We start from the raw sequence: 17,940 nt of genomic DNA on the forward strand, positions 1-17,940 counted from the left end.
GATAGGAATTACGCCTGTTCTCCCTAGAATGCGGCGTGTCCGCGACGATTATGAAAATTGCGTTGCATGGCCGAAAGCGATTTTTCCTCCTTGGTGGATGACCAACGCTCATGCATTGAATGCGAACCCACACGCCTTCCCTTTCGTGCCTGCTGGCGTTCGAGGCCAGTGCCCGGCACCACAGCTTCACCCGCGCGGCCGACGAGTTGTGCGTGACGCAGGGCGCGATCAGCAAGCTCATCAAGGCCCTGGAGGACGAACTCGGCACGCTGCTGTTCGCGCGTGAAGGCAAGCGATTGACGCTCACGCCGGCGGCCGATGCGTACCTGCGGCGCATCCAGCCGCTGCTGCACAAGCTCGAGGCCGCGTCGGTCGAGCTCAAGGCCGGGGGCCGCAGCAGCGGCCGTTTCAACCTCGCGGTGCTGCCCAGCATCGCGGCCCGGTGGCTGATGCCGCGCTACTCCGATTTCTCGGCGCGCCATCCCGACGTCATCCTGAACCTCACCACCCACCTGTCGCCGTTCAACTTCCACATCGAGGACATCGATGCGGCCATTCATTTCGGCGCCAAGTCCTCATGGAGCGGCGCCGAGATGGAGTTCCTGCTGCAAGACGCGGTGGTGCCGATCTGCAGCCCGGATTTCCTGCGCCGCTACGGCCCGTTCGATGAGCCGCGCCGACTGCTGGACTACACGCTCGTGCACCTGGCCTCGCGCATGGACTCGTGGAATTTCTGGCTCGGCAGCCTGGGCGTGGAGATGGGACACACGCCGCCGGGACCGGTGTTCGAGCACTACCTGATGATCGTGCAGGTGGTCACCGCCAGCCTCGGCATCGGGCTCGCGCCCTACTTCCTCGTGGCCGACGACATCGAGCAAGGTCGGCTGGCCGTGCCCTATCGCCACTTGGCCAGCGAGGACCTGGCCTATTACCTGGTCTATCCCGGCGAGAAGAAGGACTATCCGCCGCTGCGCGCGTTCAGGGTTTGGCTGGCGCAGGAGCTGGTGGCGACGCAGGGGTCGATCGACGGCTTCCGCGCAAGCTGCCCGCATCCATCGCTCAGGACCTCGACGCCATCGTGACGGGAAGGGAGTCCCGGCGCCGCTCCGCCCACTCCACCACCTGCCCCAACGGCGCCGGCCGCATGAAATAGAACCCCTGCAGCAGCGGACAGCCAAGCCGCGTGAGCGTCTCGAACTCCTCCTGGCTCTCGACGCCCTCGGCCACCACCTCGATGTCCATCGAGCGCCCCAGCCGCACCACCGCCTCCACCATCAGGCAACTGGCCGGCGAGGAATCGAGGCCGAACACGAAGCTGCGGTCGATCTTCACCTGGTGCACGTGCTCGCCGCGCAGCGAGGCCAGCGAGGAATAGCCGACGCCGAAATCGTCGATCGCGACCGCGACGCCGGACTCGGCCAGCGCACGCAGCCGGGCGCGCGCGGTCGAGGTGTCGAGCGCGACCTCCTCGGTGATCTCGATCTGCAGGCGGCGCGGCGGCAGGTCGTGGGCCGCGAGCACCTGCGCGGTGATGACATCGACCGGCAGCTGCGACATCTCGCGCGGCGACACGTTCATCGCCACCGGCAACTCGGCGAAGGCGCCGCCGATGCCACCGAGTTGCACCAGGCCGTGGCAGACCTCCTCGAGGATGTGGCGCAGCAGGCGCTCGGCCAGCCCGGTGCTCGCGGCCGCGAAGATCACTTCGCCGGGCGCGACCCAGCCGTGCTTCGGATGCCGCCAGCGCAGCACGGCCTCGAGGCTGTGCAGGCGCCGCCCGCGGTCGGCGAGGATCGGCTGGTACCAGGCGCAGATGGCGCGCGTCGCCATGGCCTCGACCATGTCGCGCTCGATGTCGCGCCGGCGCAGCAGGCGGCCGTGCAGCACCTCGTCGAAGCGGTGGCAGCGGTTGCGCCCGCGCCGCTTGGCTTCGTAGAGCGCCTCGTCGGAGAAGCTCAGCATCTCCTCGGCCGAGCGGTCGAGGCTGGTGCAGATGCCCACGCTCACGCCGAGCTGGCCGCCGTAGTGCGAGGTGGCATGGCCGATCGAATCGATGAGCCCCTGCGCCACATGCTCGGGCGCATCGGCCGCGCCTTGCGGGCGATAGAAGACCGCGAACTCGTCGCCGCCCCAGCGGCCGACCACCGCGTCATGTTGCGCCAGCCGTTGCTGCAGCCACCGGCCGACGTCCTGCAGCACGCGGTCGCCGGTCTTGTGGCCGAAGGCATCGTTGATGGCCTTGAAGCCGTCGAGGTCCAGCATCAGCGCGGCATGCGGCGCCACGTCCGCCTGCGCGGCCTCGAAGCGCGCGGCCGCCTTCGCGAAGCCCTCGCGGTTGAGCAGGCCGGTCAGCGAATCGTGATTGGCGCGGAAGTCCAGTTCGCGCGTCGCACGCGTGGACTCGGCATGGGTGCGCTGCAGCTCGGCCGCCATGAACAGCGCCTCGTTCTTCAGCCGGCTGCTGGCACGGAACGCGCGCTCGCCGCGCCGCGAGGCGTAGACCAGCGTGCACAGGTAGACGAAGACCATCGCCGCCAGCGCGTTGTGATGAAAGCCGCCGGCATGGAGCAGCCATGCGGTGACCGCGGCCAGCGCGGGCGTCACGAAGACGATCGGCACCGGCGCATAGGCCGCGCTGAAGATCACGGAGCCGGCGCAGACGCCGCAGACGATGGTCAGGAAGAACAGCGTTTCCGACGGGTTCTCGCTGTCGCAGAACAGCGGCAGCAGCGCCCACACGCAGCCCGACAGCAGGGACGACAAGGTGATGCGGCGAAAGCGCCTCGCGAGTTCGCGCTCGTCCATGCCGGCCACGGCCTGCTCGACCGCGCGCAGCGACCGGCAGACATGGGCTCGGTAGGCATTGGACAGAACGACCAGCAGCAGCCAGGCGGACGGCCCGGCCCAGTGCACCGAGGCATAGAGCGCGACGCCGGCGGTCACGCAGCCCACGGCCATGCCCGAGGGCACGACGGCACGCACGCTGCGCTGCACCGACAGCAGCTGATCGCTCCGCACCCGCCGCGAGAGTTCGTCGGAAGACGGGCCGCTCGAGGGGTCGTGACCTGATGGGAGATCGACCATGGTGGGCAACTGGTGGCGGGAGTCCTCACCCCCTTAACCCATTGCGCACCGGAAGCCAGGCGTCGCCCTTCGTCCTTTTGCCCTTCGGGGCGTCGGCCTGCGCCGACAGGGGCGGCTCAGACCAGCTGCAGCACCTGCGCCAGCGGCCGGCGCGGCTTGCGCGGCCAGTTCTGGGGCGTGGCGTAGCCGATGGCCAGCAGCAGCACCGGAATCTCGTCGGCCGCCAGCGCGAAGGCCTCGGCGACCGCGGGCGCGTCGAAGCCGATCATCGGCGCGGAGCCCAGCCCCAACGCCTGCGCCGCGTAGATGAGCGCGCCGGCGCCGAAGGTCGCGCTGCGCACCGCCTCGTCGCGCTGGCGCTGCGGCTGCTCGAAGTAGAGGCTCTTGGCCGCGCCTTCCCAGCCCGGGACCATCTCCGCCGGCATGAAGCCGGCCTCGACGGCGCCCGCGAGGCGATCGGGCAGCGTGCGGTGGTCGGCGAGCTGGCCGCAGACGATGAAGGTCACGGCGGCTTCGCTGACCTTGGCCTGGTCCCAGGCCAGCGCGCGCAGCCGCGCCTTCTGTTCGGGCGTGCGCACGGCGACGAAGCGCCAGTTCTGCAGGTTGAACGAGGTCGGCGCGGTCGTGGCCAGGCGCACCAGTTCCTGGATGCGCTCGTCGCTGATGCCGCGCGCGGGATCGAACAGGTTGGTGGTGCGGCGCTCTTCGATGGCCTGGATGATCGGGATCGGATGGGACATGGACATCTCCTTGGATGATGCTTGCAGACGAGCCCCGTCCTCCGCCCGCGCGCGGCGGCGCGGGCGGCTGGAACGGGACGAAGGGAATCGGGAAAAGAGGCGGCGCTAGACGATGCTGTCGACCACGCCGCCATCGACGCGCAGCGCGGCGCCGGTGGTGGCCGAGGCCTGCTCGGAGCTGGCGTAGAGGATCATGTTCGCGACCTCCTCCACGCGCGCGGCGCGGCGGATGATCGACGAGCCCCGGTGCGTGGTGACGAAGTCCGCCGCGACCGCCGCCAGGCCGCGGCCCGAGGCTTCCACCTCGGCCTGCAGCATGTCGGCCACGCCTTCGGACAGCGTGGGTCCGGGCAGCACGGCATTGACCGTCACGCCGGTGCCGGCCAGCCGCTTCGCGAGGCCGCGCGAGACGGCGAGCTGCGCGGTCTTCGAGAAGCCGTAATGGACCATGTCGGCCGGGATGTTGAGCGCCGACTCCGAGGACACGAACACGATGCGGCCCCAGCCGCGCGCGACCATGCCCGGCGCATAGGCGCGCGCGCAGCGCACGCCCGACATCACGTTGGTCTGGAAGAAGCGCTCCCATTCCGCATCGGGCGTGTCGAAGAAGTCCTGCGGCCCGAAGACGCCGAGGTTGTTCACGACGATGTCCAACTCGGGATGGCGCGCCTGCAGCGCGGCGCAGGCCTCGGGCGTCGAGAGATCGCCCGCGAAGCCGTGGGCGCGCGAGGCCGCGTCGCCCAGCCGCGCCAGCGCGGCCGCCACGCCGGCCTCGCTGCGGCCGTTGATCACGACCTCGGCGCCCGCGGCCAGGAAGCCCTGGGCAGTGGCGAAGCCGATGCCGTTGGTGGAGCCGGTGACCAGCACGCGGCGGTGGTTGAAGTGGATGTTCATGGGGTTCCTTGGTCGATGGTCGCGATCGTATTTCTGCATCGATCCATTGATAATCTGGCGCATCTCCAAATCACCTTTCGACATCCTCGAACAATGGACCGCATCGACGCCCTGCGCCTGCTGATCGACGTCGCCGAATGGGGCAGCTTCTCGGGGGTCGCGCGCCAGCGCGCCGTCGCCACCTCGACCGTGACCCTGGCCATCAACCAGCTCGAGCAGGAGGTGGGCGCGCGGCTCATGCAGCGCTCGACGCGACGGCTGGCCTTCACCCACGAGGGCGAGGCGCTGGTGGCGGATGCGCGCCGCATCGTCTCGGAATGGGATGCGGCGCTGGGCGGCCTGCGCCAGCAGGGCGAGCTGTCGGGCCCGGTGCGCGTCACCGCCACCAACGACTTCGGCCGCTCGCAGCTGCGGCCGCTGCTCGACGCCTTCCAGCAGCGCCATCCGCGCGTGCGCATCGGGCTGCATCTCAGCGACAGCACCATCGACCTGATCGAGACCCACATGGACCTCGCGATCCGCTTCGGTCCCCTGCCCGACTCGAACCTGCAGGCCCGCCTGCTGGTGCCCGGCGAGCGTCTGGTCTGCGCCGCGCCGGCCTACTGGAACGCGCGCGGCCGGCCGGCGCATCCCAGTGAACTGGCGCAGCACAACTGCCTGGTGCTCGCGCGGCCCGGCGCGCCGCTCGCGGCCTGGACCTTTCGCGACGGCGGTCGGCCTTTCAACGTCAAGGTATCGGGCGACCGCGAGGCCAGCGACGGCTCGGTGCTGCGCGAATGGGCCGTGAACGGCGCGGGGGTGATCTTCAAGAACCGGCAGGACATCCGGCACGAACTCGAGGCCGGCGTGCTGGAGGGGGTGCTGGGCGGCTACGTGGCGGGGCCTATCGACCTGTTCGCGGTCTTTCCGGGCGGTGCGCCGAGCCGGCGCGTGGCGGCGCTGGTGGATTTTCTTGCGGCGGCGTTGGGAACGCCGGCGTCGGGCGCCTGAGCGCGCGGGCCACAACGAAATTTACTGTCTGCGAACCACCCCGGGATACACAGCGATACGCAGCCCCCGCCCCCGGCCACTCCCGCGAATGAACATCCGCGCCATCGATCGCCAGGCACCGCGAACGATCGCGGCGCGACAGGCCTTCGGCCCGATGCCATCCACCACCATTCGCAAGGAGTTCCCATGACGCTTTCCTCCCCGCTCGAGCGCCGCTCGTTCCTCACCAAGGCCGCCATCGGCCTCGCCACGGCCCAGTTCGCGGCGGTCGTTCCCGCGTTCGCGCAGTCGAACACGCCGTCCGCCGGCGGCACGCCGCGGCGCCTCGAGCCGCTCAAGCACATCGATGCGGGCGTGCTCAACGTCGCCTATTTCGAGGCCGGCCCCGCCAACGGCGCGCCGGTGATCCTGCTGCATGGCTGGCCCTACGACATCCACATGTTCGTCGACGTCGCGCCGCTGCTCGCGGCCGCGGGCTTCCGCGTGATCGTGCCCTACCTGCGCGGCTACGGCGCCACGCGCTTCCTCTCGGCCGACACGCCGCGCAACGGCCAGCAGTCGGTGGTGGCGGCCGACATCTTCGCGCTGATGGACGCGCTGCAGATCCGCAGCGCGACGGTCGCGGGCTGCGACTGGGGCGCGCGCACGGCCTGCATCATGGCCGCGCTGCAGCCCGAGCGCGTGAAGGCGCTGGTGTCGGTCAGCGGCTACCTGATCGGCAGCCAGGAGGCCGGCAAGAACCCGCTGCCGCCCGAGGCCGAGTTCCAGTGGTGGTACCAGTACTACTTCGCGACCGAGCGCGGCCGCCTGGGCTACGACAAGAACCGCAACGCGTTCTCGAAGCTGATCTGGCAACTCGCCTCGCCCAGGTGGAACTTCGATGCCGCGACCTTCGAACGCAGCGCGCGCGCCTTCGACAACCCCGACCACGTCGCGATCGTGATCCACAACTACCGCTGGCGCCTCGGCCTGGCCGAGGGCGAGGCCAGGTACCAGCCGCTCGAGGACCGGCTCGCCAAGGCGCCCGTGATCACCGTGCCGACCATCACGCTCGAAGGCGATGCCAACGGCGCGCCGCACCCCGAGCCCGCCAGCTACGCGAAGAAGTTCTCGGGCTTCTACGAGCACCGGCAGGTCGACGGCGGCATCGGCCACAACCTGCCGCAGGAAGCGCCGCAGGCCTTCGCGGCCGCGGTGGTGGACGTGGCGCGGCGCGCGGGCTGAGCGGGCGGGCCACCGACTCGGCGGCCCAAAGTGCCAAAAAGTAGACACTTCCGTTTTCATTTGTTGATGATTTGTTAAATCTTTAGTTACACTGTCCGCTTCGAGGGTCAGACGGCGCAGACCGGTCCCGCCCTGAGGGGGTACGCAAGTACCCCTTTATTCATTTGTTCGTGTCCGGCTTGCCGCCGCCTTGCGTCCACACGCGGGGAGGCTGTGCGTCGGCACCAGCCACTGACTCCTCGAAATGCACGTACTGTCGATCTTCGGGACCCGTCCCGAGGCCATCAAGATGGCCCCCCTCGTCGCCGCCCTGCGCCGCGAGCCGCGCGTGCGCAGCACCGTGTGCGTGACCGGCCAGCACCGCGAGATGCTGACCCAGGTGATGTCGCTGTTCGACCTCGAGGCCGACCACGACCTCGACGTGATGCGACCCAACCAGTCGCTCAACGGGCTCTACGGCCGCCTGATCGCGGGCGCCGACGCGGTGCTCGAGGCCGAGCAGCCCGACTGCGTGCTGGTGCATGGCGACACCACCACCGCCGCGGCCTGTGCCATGGCCGCCTTCCATCGCCGCATTCCGGTCGGCCATGTCGAGGCCGGCCTGCGCAGCGGCGACATCCGCTCGCCCTTCCCCGAGGAACTCAACCGCCGCTTCGTCGATTCGGTCAGCAGTTGGATGTTCGCGCCCACGCCCTCCTCGCGCGACGCGCTGCTCGCCGAGAAGCCGCCGGGGCGCATCTGGGTCACGGGCAACACGGTGATCGACGCGCTAGCGGCCACGGTCGAGCGGCTCGAGTCCGACCGCCCGCTGGCCGCCACGCTCGAGAAGCGCCACGGCTGGGTCGATGCCAGGCGCCGGCTGGTGCTGGTCACCGGCCACCGCCGCGAGAACTTCGGCGAGGGCTTTCGCAACATCTGCGCCGCGCTGCGCGAACTGGCGCTGCGCGACGACGTGCAGATCGTCTACCCGGTGCACCTGAACCCCAACGTGCACGACGTGGTCAAGGCCCAGCTGTCGGGCCTGCCCAACGTGCACCTGATCGCGCCGCTGGGCTACCTCGACTTCGTCTGGTTCATGCAGCGCGCCTACCTGATCCTGACCGACTCGGGCGGCGTGCAGGAAGAGGCGCCCTCGCTGGGCAAGCCGGTGCTGGTGATGCGCGACGTGACCGAGCGCCCCGAGGCCGTGGCCGCCGGCACCGTGCGGCTGGTGGGCACCTCGCCCGAGCGCATCGTCGGCGAGGCACGCCGCCTGCTCGACGACCCCGCCGTGCACGCCGAGTTCTGCCGCCGCGGCAATCCCTACGGCGACGCGCGCGCGAGCCGGCGCATCGTGGACGTGCTGTGCGAACGGCACACCGCCGAGTTCGTGCCCTGAGCGCCGAATGCCGCCCCTCTTTTTTCAAGTTTTCCTGCCGAGTCTCTCCATGCCTTCTCTGTTCTCACGACGGATCGCCCTCCTCGCACCCACGGCCCTGCTCGCCCTCGGTGGCCTGAGCACCTCCTTCCTCGCGCACGCCAGCCCCGCGAGCGACGCGCTGCAGCGCCTGCAGGGCGAGACCTGGGTCAACCGCAGCTTCGCGCTGTCGGACCTGGGCATCGGCGACACCGTGCTGCTCAACGGCTTCGACAGCCGCCAGGAGTTCTACCTTCCGGTGCCGCGCGGCCTCGCGCTGGCCGAGGCCAGCATCGACTTCAGCGGCCGCTATCACAAGGCCGAAGGCGGCAGCACCTCGATGCTGCTGACGGTCAACGGCCGGCCGGTGCAGGCGCGCCGCATCGAGGCGGCCGAAGGCGACGCGAGCCAGAGCCTCAAGGTCGACACCGGCGTCGCGCGCAGCGCGAACTTCGTGCGCCTCGGCGTCCAGTGGTCCAACAACGTGGCGCGCCGCGTCTGCGAACTCGAGCGCTCGACCGGCAACGTGCTCGCGATCTCGCCCGAGACGCGCTTCAACTACCGCTTCAACAGCGGCGCGCTGACCAGCCTCGCCGATGCCTGGGCCACGCTGCCCGCGCGCCCGGTCCTGCTGGTGGCTTCGCGCAATCTCTCGAAGACCAGCTACGACAGCGCCTGGCGCCTCGGCGTCGCGCTCGAGCAGGCCAACCGCCGCGTGCAGATCCAGGCCTTCCCGGTGGCCGGCGACATCGTCGACACCTCGGGCTGGCAGGTGCCCGCGGGGCTCGCCGCGCTGCCGGCCTTCGCCGGTCTCGCCAGCGGCAATGCGCGCTACGAGCTCAAGAACGAGGCCGAGGTCGGCGCGCTGCTGGTGCTCGGCGCCACCGCGGCCAGCGGCGATGTGCTGGTGGCCGATGCGGCGCTGCGCCAGCAGATCGCCAAGGCGCTCGAGGCGCTGGCCGTGCAGTTCGCAGGCGACACCGACGCGCTGCGCGCCTTCGCACTGTGGCGCGAGCAGCAGACCGCGCTCGCCGCGGATGCCGCCAGCGCCGGCCAGGTGCGGCTCGCCACGCTCGGCGCGCATCCGGTGATCGTGGTGCCAGAGAACGCGGGCGCGCAGGCGGCCGGCGTCTTCGCCGAGACCTGGCGCAACCTGCTGGTGTCGCGCCAGGCCGGCGTGCGCACGGCCGACGCGCCCGATGCGAGCGAACGTCCGGCGATCCGCCTCAACAGCCTCGGCGCCAGCGAGGCCGGCTTCGACGTGGTGTCGCGCGGCGAGTGGACCGCCACCCTGCCGCTGGGCGTGGTCGCGGCCAACGGCCGCATGCCTTCCGAGCTGGTGATCGACGTGGCGGCCGCGCCCGGCGCTTCGTCCACGCGTCCCGTGGCCTCGGTGTTCTGGAACGACGTGCTGCTGTCGGCCAAGCGCCTGGAGGCCGATGGCCGACCCGAGCGCCTCGATGCGCGCATCCCCGGCTATGCGCTGGGCCTGAGCAACGTGGTGCGCGTGTCCTTCCAGCGCCAGCCCTATTCGAACGACTGCCAGGAGATGCCGCAGGGCTTCCCGGTCAACGTGCTGCCCACCAGCTTCGTGCGCGCGGGTGATGCGCAGCCCGACGGCAGCTTCGTCGGCCTGCTGCCGCTGATGTCGGGCAACCCGCAGGTCGCCGTGCCGCAGGCCTGGCTGGCCGACGCGCCCGCGAGCCTCGCGCGCCTGGTGCGCATGGCCGTGGCCGCCGGCGTGACGCCGGTGCGCGCCGAGCTGGTGGTGACCCAGTCCGGCGCCTTCTCGCCGAGCAAGCCCTTCCTCGCACTGCAGGTGGCGGTCGACGGCGCCGCCTCGAAGGTCGAGGTCAAGGACGCGAGCCTGCGCATTCACGGCCGCAAGGCGCCGTGGCTCGAGGTCGACGACCTGTCGCAGCTGAGCGCCATCGAGGTGAGCCGCGCCCATGGCCAGGACGGCATGCAGTGGCAGCCGATCGGCGCGCGCCCCGTGGTGCCGGCCAAGCCCTTCGTGCTGAACCGCGGCGACATCGCGATGCTCGGCGCCGAAGGCCCCGTGAGCTGGCTCGACAGCGGCAATCCCGCGGACGCGAGCGCGCGCCGCGGCGGCGAAGGCGCGTTCTTCGAATGGCGCTCGTACGCCGCCTGGGGCATGCCGGTGATCGGCGTGGCCGTGTTCGCGCTGCTGCTGCTGATCCTGCTGGCCTGGCGCGCGCGGCGCCGCCATGCGGCCAAGTCGCAGCACTGAGGACCCGACCGAAGCCGCATGTTCGAGCTCTACGGACCCTTCCTGCTGGCCGACTACTACCGCGGTCTGGAGATCGTGACCGCGGTCGTCGGCGTGGTGATCCTGCTGTCGAGCATCGACGACCTGTTCGTCGATGCCTGGTACTGGGTGCGCGAGATCTACCGCTCGCTGACCGTGCGCCGCCGCTACCGGCGCCTGACCGCCGCGCAACTGCGCGCGGCGCGCGAGCAGCCGATGGCCATCATGGTGCCGGCCTGGCTCGAGTACGACGTGATCGCGCCGATGCTCGCCAACATGGTGTCGACGCTCGAGTACAAGAACTACGCCATCTTCGTCGGCACCTACCGCAACGACGCGCGCACCATCGCCGAGGTGGAGCGCATGCGCCGGCGCTACCGCCAGTTGGTGCGCGTGGAGGTGCCGCACGACGGCCCGACCTGCAAGGCCGACTGCCTCAACTGGGTGGTGCAGGCGCTGTTCCAGCACGAGCGCACCATGGGCGAGCCCTTCGCGGGCGTCGTGCTGCACGACAGCGAGGACGTGCTGCATCCGCTCGAGCTCAAGTACTTCAACTACCTGCTGCCGCGCATGGACTTCATCCAGCTGCCCGTGACCTCGCTCGAGCGCCACTGGTTCGAGCTGGTGGCCGGCACCTACATGGACGAGTTCGCCGAGTGGCACAGCAAGGACCTCGTGGTGCGCGAGAGCCTGTCGCGCATGGTGCCCTCGGCCGGCGTCGGCACCTGCTTCTCGCACCGCGCGCTGCAGACGCTGGCCGCGGAGCTCGACAACCAGCCCTTCAACACCGCCAGCCTGACCGAGGACTACGACATCGGCGCGCGGCTGGGCCGGCTCGGCATGAAGCAGATCTTCGGCAAGTTCGACGTCGAGTACGTGACGCGGCGCACCGCCTGGTTCGGCGCGGGCCGCGAGAAGCTCGGCTCGCTGCGCATGCCGCTGGGCGTGCGCGAGTACTTCCCCGACACCTTCCGCACCGCCTACCGGCAGAAGGCGCGCTGGACCCTGGGCATCGGCCTGCAGGGCTGGGAGCAGATGGGCTGGGCCGGCTCGCTGGCCACCAAGTACCTGCTGTTCCGCGACCGCAAGGGCCTGTTCACCGCCTTCGTGGCCATCCTCGGCTACCTGCTGATGCTCAATTTCCTGGTCTTCTTCTTCGCCGACGCCATGGGCTGGTGGACCGTCTACTACCCGTCGATCTTCCAGTCGGGCGGCTGGCTCATGACGGTGATGGAGCTCAATGCCGTGGCGCTGCTGCTGCGCTTCGCGCAGCGCTTCCATTTCGTGTCGGCGCTCTATGGCTGGGAGCACGGGCTGCTGTCGATCCCGCGCATGGTGATCGGCAACTTCATCAACGCCATGGCCGCGGCGCGCGCATGGAAGCTGTTTCTCTCGCACAAGCTGTTCGGCAAGCGGCTGGTGTGGGACAAGACCATGCACGACTTCCCCTCGGCCGACCAGCTGGTGCAGCAGCGCCAGCGGCTGGGCGAGGTGCTGCTGTCGTGGCGCGCGATCGACGAGGCGCAGCTCGACAACGCGCTCACGATCCAGCGCGGCACGGGCCGCAAGCTCGGCAGCATCCTGCTCGAGCAGGGCTGGCTCGACGCGGGCACGCTCGAGGAGGCGATCTCGTTCCAGCGCGGCGATTCGGTGCTGGCGCCGCTCGCGCCGCAGGGCGCGCAGGGAGTGCCGGCATGAAGGGGCTCGACAACCGCACGCTGCTGGCGGTCGCGCTGGCCGCGGCCTGGCCCGCCGTGCCCGCGTTCGCTGCCGTGCATTCGCTGCCGGCCGCGCCTTCGCCCTCGACTTCGACCGCTTCCGCGCCCGGCGCCGCGCCGGTGCCGACGCGCACCACGCCGCGCAAGCGCTCGTCGCACGGCCGTGCCTGGCAACTGGCCGACCAGGCCTTCAAGGCCTATGGCCGCGGCGACTTCGAGACCGCGCTCGCGCGCGCCGATGCGGCCTTGCGGCTGCAACCCGCGGCGCAGCGCGTGCACCTGCTGCGCGTGTATGCGCTGCAGAAGCTGGGGCGGGCCGACGAGGCCGCGCGCGCGGCCGAGCATGCCATCGACCAGGGCCATGGCAACGCGGCGCTGCGCACGGCACTGGCCAACCTGCGCGCCACGCCCGCCGACGGCACGCCCGGCACCGAGGCCTACCGCGCGGGCTTCCCGCTCGCGGCGCAGGCCTACCGCGACTACGCCGAGGGCCGCGATGCCGAGGCGGCGAAGTCGGCCGAACAAGCGGTGCGCGCCGATCCGAGCCAGGGCCCCTGGGCACTGCTGTGGCTCGACGCGCTCGCGCGGCAACAGCGCCACGACGAACTCGTGCAGGCCGCGGCCACCGCGCTGGACCTGGGCGCGCCGAACGCTGCCGAGATCGCCGCGCGCGTGCGGCAGGCCGGCCGCTCGATCGCGCTGCAGCATGCGCAGAAGGCCTACGACGCCCTGTCGCGCAAGCAGCCGCGCGCGGCCGTCGACGAGGCCCGCGAGGCGGTGCGCATCGCGCCCGATGTCGCGAGCCATCGCCAGTTGCTGATCGATGCGCTGCAGGCCGTGCCCGACATCGAAGGCGCCGAACAGGCAACCACCGACGCAATGGCAACGCAGGAAGACAGCGCGGCATTGCGGCTGCAGCGCGCCTACCTGCGCCAGCAGCTGTCGCGCGGCGGCGAGGCGCAACAGGATGTCGATGCCGTGGTCACCGACGCACAGGTCGATGAAGCACAGCGCCGCGACGCACGCCTGATCGGCGCCGATCTCGCGCTGGCCGCGCGCGACGGCGAACGCGCGCGCACGCTGCTCGCGCCGCTGCCGCCCGACGACACGCAGGTACGCTCGCGCCGCCAGCGGGCCGAGGACGCCGCGAGCGGTTGGGGCTCGCCCGCCACGCCACCGGTCACCGCTTATGCGCCCGTGAAGCTCTGCAACGACACGCCCGAGGGCCCGGCCTGTGCGCTCGCGCCCTGGGACTCGCCGAAGGCCGGCGATGCCGCCACGCGCGCCTACGCAGCCTATGCGCAGAAGCGCTATCCCGAGGCCATCGCATTGGCGAAGCAGGCCGCGGCCGAACGGCCCGACGACGCATCGCGCCAGAAGCTGCTGACCACCACGCTCGCCGCGGGCACGACCGCGGAACGCCAGCAGGCGCTGCAGCGGCTCGACACCGCGATCGCCGCGCAGCCCGCCGACGCCACCCTGTTGCGTCAGCGCGGCTACCTGCACATCGCGAACAAGGACCCGGCGCTCGCGCTGCAGGACTTCGTCGCGGCCCGCCACACCGGCCAGGCCCCGCGCAGCAATCTGCTCGACGAGGCCCAGGCGGCCGCCGGCACCGGCGACCGCGCCGGTGCGGCCGCCACGCTGCGCCAGGCCGTCGACGACGAGGACGTGGGCTGGCTCTCGCTCGACCGTCAGCAGCTCCACGACCTGCGCGGCACCATCGCCAGCTATTCGCGCGAATGGGGCGTGAACAGCACCGTCGGCTACCGCGGGGCGCACGCCGCCTCCTTCGGACTGCCCGGTCAGCCGGTGGCCGTGCCCGGCAACGCGAGCTTCAACACCACCGAGGTGTTCTGGCGCCCGAGCGGCATGCTCAACACCAACCGCAGCATCTTCGACGTCTACGGCCGCCTCTCGACCACCCTGCACGCCGGCACCGACGTGACCGCAGCGCAGCTCGTGCAGAACCCCTGCGGCGGCATCGGCATCACACCCGAGCAGCGCACCCGCGGCATCGCGGGGCTGCCCTCGACCAGCGGCGCCCTCGGCGTGCGCTACACGCCCGACACCGCCACCGGCCTCACCTTCGGCCTCGAGCGGCAGTTCATGCTGGGCAGCGCCACGCGTTCCGGCGCCATCGATCCCGCGCCCGCGAGCCTGCGCTGCCAGCTCAACAACCGCTCCGCGGCCCTCGACTACCGCGCCGACACCGGCTCGGGCGGCTGGCAGGCCTACCTGCTCTACGGCTTCTACGAGGGTACCGGCCGGCGGCTCGACACGCGCAGCTGGTTCACCATGGAAGGCTACCTGCAGGCCGGCTACACCCTGCTCGACATGCCAGCCGCCTACACCGTGCGCGACACCGCCGGCAACGTGCTCGCCGACGGCAGCGGCCGCCTCAAGCGCGGCCAGGGCTTCGCTGCGGGCGAGGTGCGCATCGGGCGCAGCTTCGTCACCGACTACAACGACCGCCTCGTGTTCTTCCCCCACGTCACGCTCGCCGCGGACTGGTTCTCCAACCGCAACCGCGCGAGCGGCGTGCCGATCGCGGGCTTCGACAGCGTCGCCCTGTCCGACCGCGGATCGAGCTGGTCGGCCGGCGCGGGCGTGGGCATCAACCTGCGCTACTGGTTCAACGAGGACCGCTACAACGCGCAGCGCTCGCATGTGGATGCGAGCTTGCAGTACCGGACCACGCTGGGAGGGATGGCGGGGCGGGCGAAGGGGGTGTTCCTGAATTTGACGTTGTCGTACTAGGCCCATGCGGGCCCGGTCGACGACCTCAGGCACATCAAGGATGCGTGCTCGGTTCGGATCGGTCTCTGGTTAGACGGATCTCCGTGATCAGCATCCCGGCCACGATCAACGCGGCACCGATCCAGTTCTGAAGCGTCAGTCGATCGCCGGCGAGAAAGTAGCCGAACAGGCCGCCGAACACCGGTTCCAGAACGATGATCAGCGCAATCCTGTTGGGTGACGAGGCGACCTGCGCTTTGGTTTGCACATAGAAGCCAAGCGCTGTGCCAAGGACTCCGATCACGAGTATCGCGTTGACCGCCGCCCCGGCTGGAGGAATGGCCCATTCCCCCAACACGACGGATTGGGCCAAAGACAGAAGTCCGACGACGGATATCTGAATCAGCGCGATATTGAAGGCATCTGCCATCTTGCTGGCACGAGATAGAAGAATGATATGCAGCGCAAATGAAGCCGCGCACATCAACACCAACAGATCGCCCCATCGAACGCTCAGACCTTTCAGTGTCAGCAAGGCCAATCCGATCGTCGCCAGGAAAATGCCAACGACCTGCCGTCTTTCGGGCTTCACATGGCGCCAGAAGAACAGTAGCAGCGGCGTGAAGATCACCGCCAAGCCCGTGATGAAGGCGGCATTCGAGGCCGAGGTGAACTTCAGTCCCTTGGTTTGAAAGAGAAAGGCGAGGTAGAGAGCCATCCCCGCCATGCCTCCCTGCACGAGATCGATCTTCGAGATACGCCGCCGACGCGCGGCGGCCACCAGCAACATCGCAACCGCTGCCACGAGAAATCTGCAGGCATTGAAGGCCGAGTCACTCATGCCATTCAATGCATCGTGAATGGCGACGAATGACCATCCCCACAGCGCCGTGATGAATATCAAAGCGGCCTCCCATTGCCGCCTTCGATGATGTGTCTGTTCGATTGAATTCATCATGACTTCCGGATTTCCAAAACAGGGGAACGTCCGATTCGCGCGCCGTTATTCCTCGGCGCGAATTATCAAAACCCACCCGTAAGAAGTGGCGAACCGAGTGTCAGTTTTGGTGTACGCTGCATGCGACTGAAAGGGAGTGGTCCTCGCGACCAGGACGCATGCCATCGAAGACGACGGAGCCGCTTCGCGCCTTGTTGGCGCGCCGAAGCAGGGAGCTCGGGAGGTCACTCACCGCCATCGCGGCTGACGCGGGCCTTGCCCGTACCTATCTCTACGAACTCGCCAATGGCAACAAGCGCGACCCGTCCGTGCGCACGCTGATCAAGTTGGCGGGGGCACTGCAGGTTTCGCCCCTGCTCCTCTTTCGCTACTACGCGGCCCTCGAGGGTTCGACAGCCTTCGGCGCCTTCCCTCCGCCGACCAATCGTTCGCACAATCCTCGCGATCCGAACGACATCGCGGCCTTCAACGCCGACGTCACGACACCCGACCATGCGGTGGTCTCGCCCGGCGAGACATTCAGAAAGATCTGGGAAATCCAGAACCTCGGCACGCGCCCCTGGCGCGGGCGTCGCCTGGTCCGCGTCGACGGCGAGTACGCGATCGCGAGACGATTGGCGGACGGCAGTCTCGAGGCGATTCAGGAGGCCTATCTGGCGAGCCTCTATCGCGAAGTGGAAGTGCCCGACACCTTGCCGGGGCAGCCCGTGCACGTCGGCGTGGACTTCGCGGCACCGAAAGACACCTGCACCGTGGCATCGATCTGGCGCATGACGAATGCGGAAGGCGTCCCTTGCTTCGGTCCCAAGTTCTTCTTCCACGTCGTCGTGACGGTGATGGCGCAGTAAGACCTAGAAAGCGACGCCCCACGCCTCGAGCAAGCGCTTCGCCTCCGGCGTATCCCCCACCATCCATGGATCGATCGCGAACGCGATCACGCGCTCGGCGCCATAGCCGCGCGCGATCTCCATCTGCCGTCGCACGCGCTCGGGCGTCGCGGCTCGCGCCTTGAAGCCCTCCTCGCCCCCCGGCGCCGCAGGCAGCTGCTCGAACAGCTCGACCACCAGATCGAAGGCCACGCCGCGCCGCCGCAACAGCGCGCGCAGCGGCTCGAGCCCCGCGAGGTTGTCCATGCCGGCCACGCCCACGCCGTCCTGCAACATGGGCCGCAGCGGCACGCGGTCGAGGATCTGCGACCAGAGTTCCGCGAGCGAGCCCTCGGTCGGCAGCCGGCTGAAGAAGGTCGACACCGCGAGCGGCTGGCCGCCCGTGCGGCGGGCGACAGTTGCGATGCCGTCGAGCCAGTCCACCAGTTGCCCGCGTCGCTCGGCCGTCGCCCAGTTGTACTGATCGATCTCGTAAGGCAGGTACCAGCCGCGAAAGCCCGACAGCTTCGGCCAGCGGGCCGATTCCATGAACGGCAGGCAGCGATCGCGCGCGGTGGCGAGCAGTGACTGCAGCACCGCCGGGTCCTTCGACCCCATGGCCTTCCACCAGCCTTCGTCGTAGGGCAGGCCCATGCGGATGCCCATGCCTTCGCGCGCGGCCTCCTCGAACAGCATGGCGAGCAGGCCGTCGGGCGGCGCCCAGTCGAACGCACCGCCGTACAGAGCGCTCCACTGCAACACGATCTCGTCGCAGCCCAGCGCGCGCGTGATGCGCAGCCGGCGCCGCCATTCATCGATGGAGAGCGATTCGTGGCTCTTCCAGGGTTGCAGGAAGCTGCCCTGGAATCTGGGGGTCGGCGCGGTGCAGGCGCTCAGCAGGGCGGCCGCCGCCAGCATCAGGCAACTGCGTCGGCGAAGCAGCGGAGGCGACAACGGAGGCACGGGGATGGGAGGCATCGGCCCACAGTATCGGCGCGTCTCCGCGCGAGGCTCCGCGCCGCGGCGGCGGGCCGCGGGCGGCTGTGGTCTTCAGGACACATT

13 protein-coding genes are annotated in these 17,940 nt (G+C 69.8%); 8 read left to right on the forward strand and 5 right to left on the reverse strand.

The window, feature by feature from the left end; genetic code table 11:
- Nucleotides 1–119: 119 nt before the first annotated feature.
- On the forward strand, nt 120–1,082 hold the full coding sequence (locus tag AC07RV_RS03890) for a LysR substrate-binding domain-containing protein (RefSeq protein WP_296784732.1): 963 nt from the start codon (nt 120–122) through the stop codon (nt 1,080–1,082).
- On the opposite strand, the gene AC07RV_RS03895 is transcribed toward AC07RV_RS03890, so the two are convergent.
- The 3 genes from AC07RV_RS03895 to AC07RV_RS03905 form a co-directional block, all read right to left on the reverse strand.
- Entirely contained in the window at nt 1,060–3,084 is a 2,025-nt protein-coding gene (locus AC07RV_RS03895) for a putative bifunctional diguanylate cyclase/phosphodiesterase (RefSeq protein ID WP_296784735.1), read from the reverse strand. The genes AC07RV_RS03890 and AC07RV_RS03895 overlap by 23 nt on opposite strands.
- Nucleotides 3,085–3,200: 116 nt before the next feature.
- On the reverse strand, nt 3,201–3,824 hold the full coding sequence (locus AC07RV_RS03900) for a nitroreductase family protein (protein WP_296784739.1): 624 nt from the start codon (nt 3,822–3,824) through the stop codon (nt 3,201–3,203).
- Nucleotides 3,825–3,929: 105 nt separating this feature from the next.
- Nucleotides 3,930–4,718 (reverse strand): SDR family NAD(P)-dependent oxidoreductase, encoded by a 789-nt coding sequence (locus tag AC07RV_RS03905; RefSeq protein WP_296784742.1) that lies wholly within the window; start codon nt 4,716–4,718, stop codon nt 3,930–3,932.
- A gap of 93 nt (nt 4,719–4,811) precedes the next feature.
- Here AC07RV_RS03905 and AC07RV_RS03910 point away from each other — a divergent pair, with 93 nt between their 5' ends.
- The 6 genes from AC07RV_RS03910 to AC07RV_RS03935 all read left to right on the forward strand — a co-directional run bounded on the left by AC07RV_RS03910 (nt 4,812) and on the right by AC07RV_RS03935 (nt 15,075).
- A complete protein-coding gene (locus AC07RV_RS03910) occupies nt 4,812–5,708 on the forward strand; it encodes a LysR family transcriptional regulator (RefSeq protein ID WP_296784745.1) in 897 nt (298 codons plus the stop codon).
- A 186-nt stretch (nt 5,709–5,894) separates the two neighbouring features.
- The gene (locus AC07RV_RS03915) at nt 5,895–6,932 is read left to right on the forward strand and encodes an alpha/beta fold hydrolase (protein WP_296784747.1); all 1,038 of its coding nucleotides are present in this window, start codon (nt 5,895–5,897) and stop codon (nt 6,930–6,932) included.
- A gap of 244 nt (nt 6,933–7,176) precedes the next feature.
- Entirely contained in the window at nt 7,177–8,310 is a 1,134-nt protein-coding gene (gene wecB, locus AC07RV_RS03920) for a non-hydrolyzing UDP-N-acetylglucosamine 2-epimerase (protein WP_296784751.1), read from the forward strand.
- 49 nt (nt 8,311–8,359) lie between these two features.
- Nucleotides 8,360–10,579: a cellulose biosynthesis cyclic di-GMP-binding regulatory protein BcsB gene (locus tag AC07RV_RS03925; protein ID WP_296784754.1), complete on the forward strand. Its 2,220-nt coding sequence runs from the start codon at nt 8,360–8,362 to the stop codon at nt 10,577–10,579.
- A gap of 18 nt (nt 10,580–10,597) precedes the next feature.
- A complete protein-coding gene (locus AC07RV_RS03930) occupies nt 10,598–12,295 on the forward strand; it encodes a glycosyl transferase family protein (protein WP_296784757.1) in 1,698 nt (565 codons plus the stop codon).
- The gene (locus tag AC07RV_RS03935) at nt 12,292–15,075 is read left to right on the forward strand and encodes an NfrA family protein (protein ID WP_296784761.1); all 2,784 of its coding nucleotides are present in this window, start codon (nt 12,292–12,294) and stop codon (nt 15,073–15,075) included. Before AC07RV_RS03930 ends, AC07RV_RS03935 begins: the two co-directional genes overlap by 4 nt.
- Before the next feature lie 34 nt (nt 15,076–15,109).
- Here the strand turns inward: AC07RV_RS03935 and AC07RV_RS03940 are convergent, their stop codons facing one another.
- Entirely contained in the window at nt 15,110–16,009 is a 900-nt protein-coding gene (locus AC07RV_RS03940) for a DMT family transporter (protein ID WP_296784764.1), read from the reverse strand.
- Nucleotides 16,010–16,170: 161 nt separating this feature from the next.
- Here AC07RV_RS03940 and AC07RV_RS03945 point away from each other — a divergent pair, with 161 nt between their 5' ends.
- Entirely contained in the window at nt 16,171–16,860 is a 690-nt protein-coding gene (locus AC07RV_RS03945; RefSeq protein ID WP_296784767.1) for an NBR1-Ig-like domain-containing protein, read from the forward strand.
- A 3-nt stretch (nt 16,861–16,863) separates the two neighbouring features.
- Here the strand turns inward: AC07RV_RS03945 and AC07RV_RS03950 are convergent, their stop codons facing one another.
- Nucleotides 16,864–17,796, reverse strand: coding sequence for a DUF4434 domain-containing protein (locus AC07RV_RS03950; RefSeq protein ID WP_296784771.1), 933 nt, complete (start codon nt 17,794–17,796; stop codon nt 16,864–16,866).
- Nucleotides 17,797–17,940: the final 144 nt, after the last annotated feature.

The organism is Variovorax sp. GW821-FHT09B01, assembly GCF_059418345.1.

Excerpts from the sequence above, each read along its gene's own strand:
- AC07RV_RS03890 (WP_296784732.1), top strand. The coding sequence starts at position 120 with ATGCGAACCCACACGCCTTCCCTTTCGTGCCTGCTGGCGTTCGAGGCC.
- AC07RV_RS03895 (WP_296784735.1), bottom strand. The coding sequence starts at position 3,084 with ATGGTCGATCTCCCATCAGGTCACGACCCCTCGAGCGGCCCGTCTTCC.
- AC07RV_RS03900 (WP_296784739.1), bottom strand. The coding sequence starts at position 3,824 with ATGTCCCATCCGATCCCGATCATCCAGGCCATCGAAGAGCGCCGCACC.
- AC07RV_RS03905 (WP_296784742.1), bottom strand. The coding sequence starts at position 4,718 with ATGAACATCCACTTCAACCACCGCCGCGTGCTGGTCACCGGCTCCACC.
- AC07RV_RS03910 (WP_296784745.1), top strand. The coding sequence starts at position 4,812 with ATGGACCGCATCGACGCCCTGCGCCTGCTGATCGACGTCGCCGAATGG.
- AC07RV_RS03915 (WP_296784747.1), top strand. The coding sequence starts at position 5,895 with ATGACGCTTTCCTCCCCGCTCGAGCGCCGCTCGTTCCTCACCAAGGCC.
- wecB (WP_296784751.1), top strand. The coding sequence starts at position 7,177 with ATGCACGTACTGTCGATCTTCGGGACCCGTCCCGAGGCCATCAAGATG.
- AC07RV_RS03925 (WP_296784754.1), top strand. The coding sequence starts at position 8,360 with ATGCCTTCTCTGTTCTCACGACGGATCGCCCTCCTCGCACCCACGGCC.
- AC07RV_RS03930 (WP_296784757.1), top strand. The coding sequence starts at position 10,598 with ATGTTCGAGCTCTACGGACCCTTCCTGCTGGCCGACTACTACCGCGGT.
- AC07RV_RS03935 (WP_296784761.1), top strand. The coding sequence starts at position 12,292 with ATGAAGGGGCTCGACAACCGCACGCTGCTGGCGGTCGCGCTGGCCGCG.
- AC07RV_RS03940 (WP_296784764.1), bottom strand. The coding sequence starts at position 16,009 with ATGAATTCAATCGAACAGACACATCATCGAAGGCGGCAATGGGAGGCC.
- AC07RV_RS03945 (WP_296784767.1), top strand. The coding sequence starts at position 16,171 with ATGCCATCGAAGACGACGGAGCCGCTTCGCGCCTTGTTGGCGCGCCGA.
- AC07RV_RS03950 (WP_296784771.1), bottom strand. The coding sequence starts at position 17,796 with ATGCTGGCGGCGGCCGCCCTGCTGAGCGCCTGCACCGCGCCGACCCCC.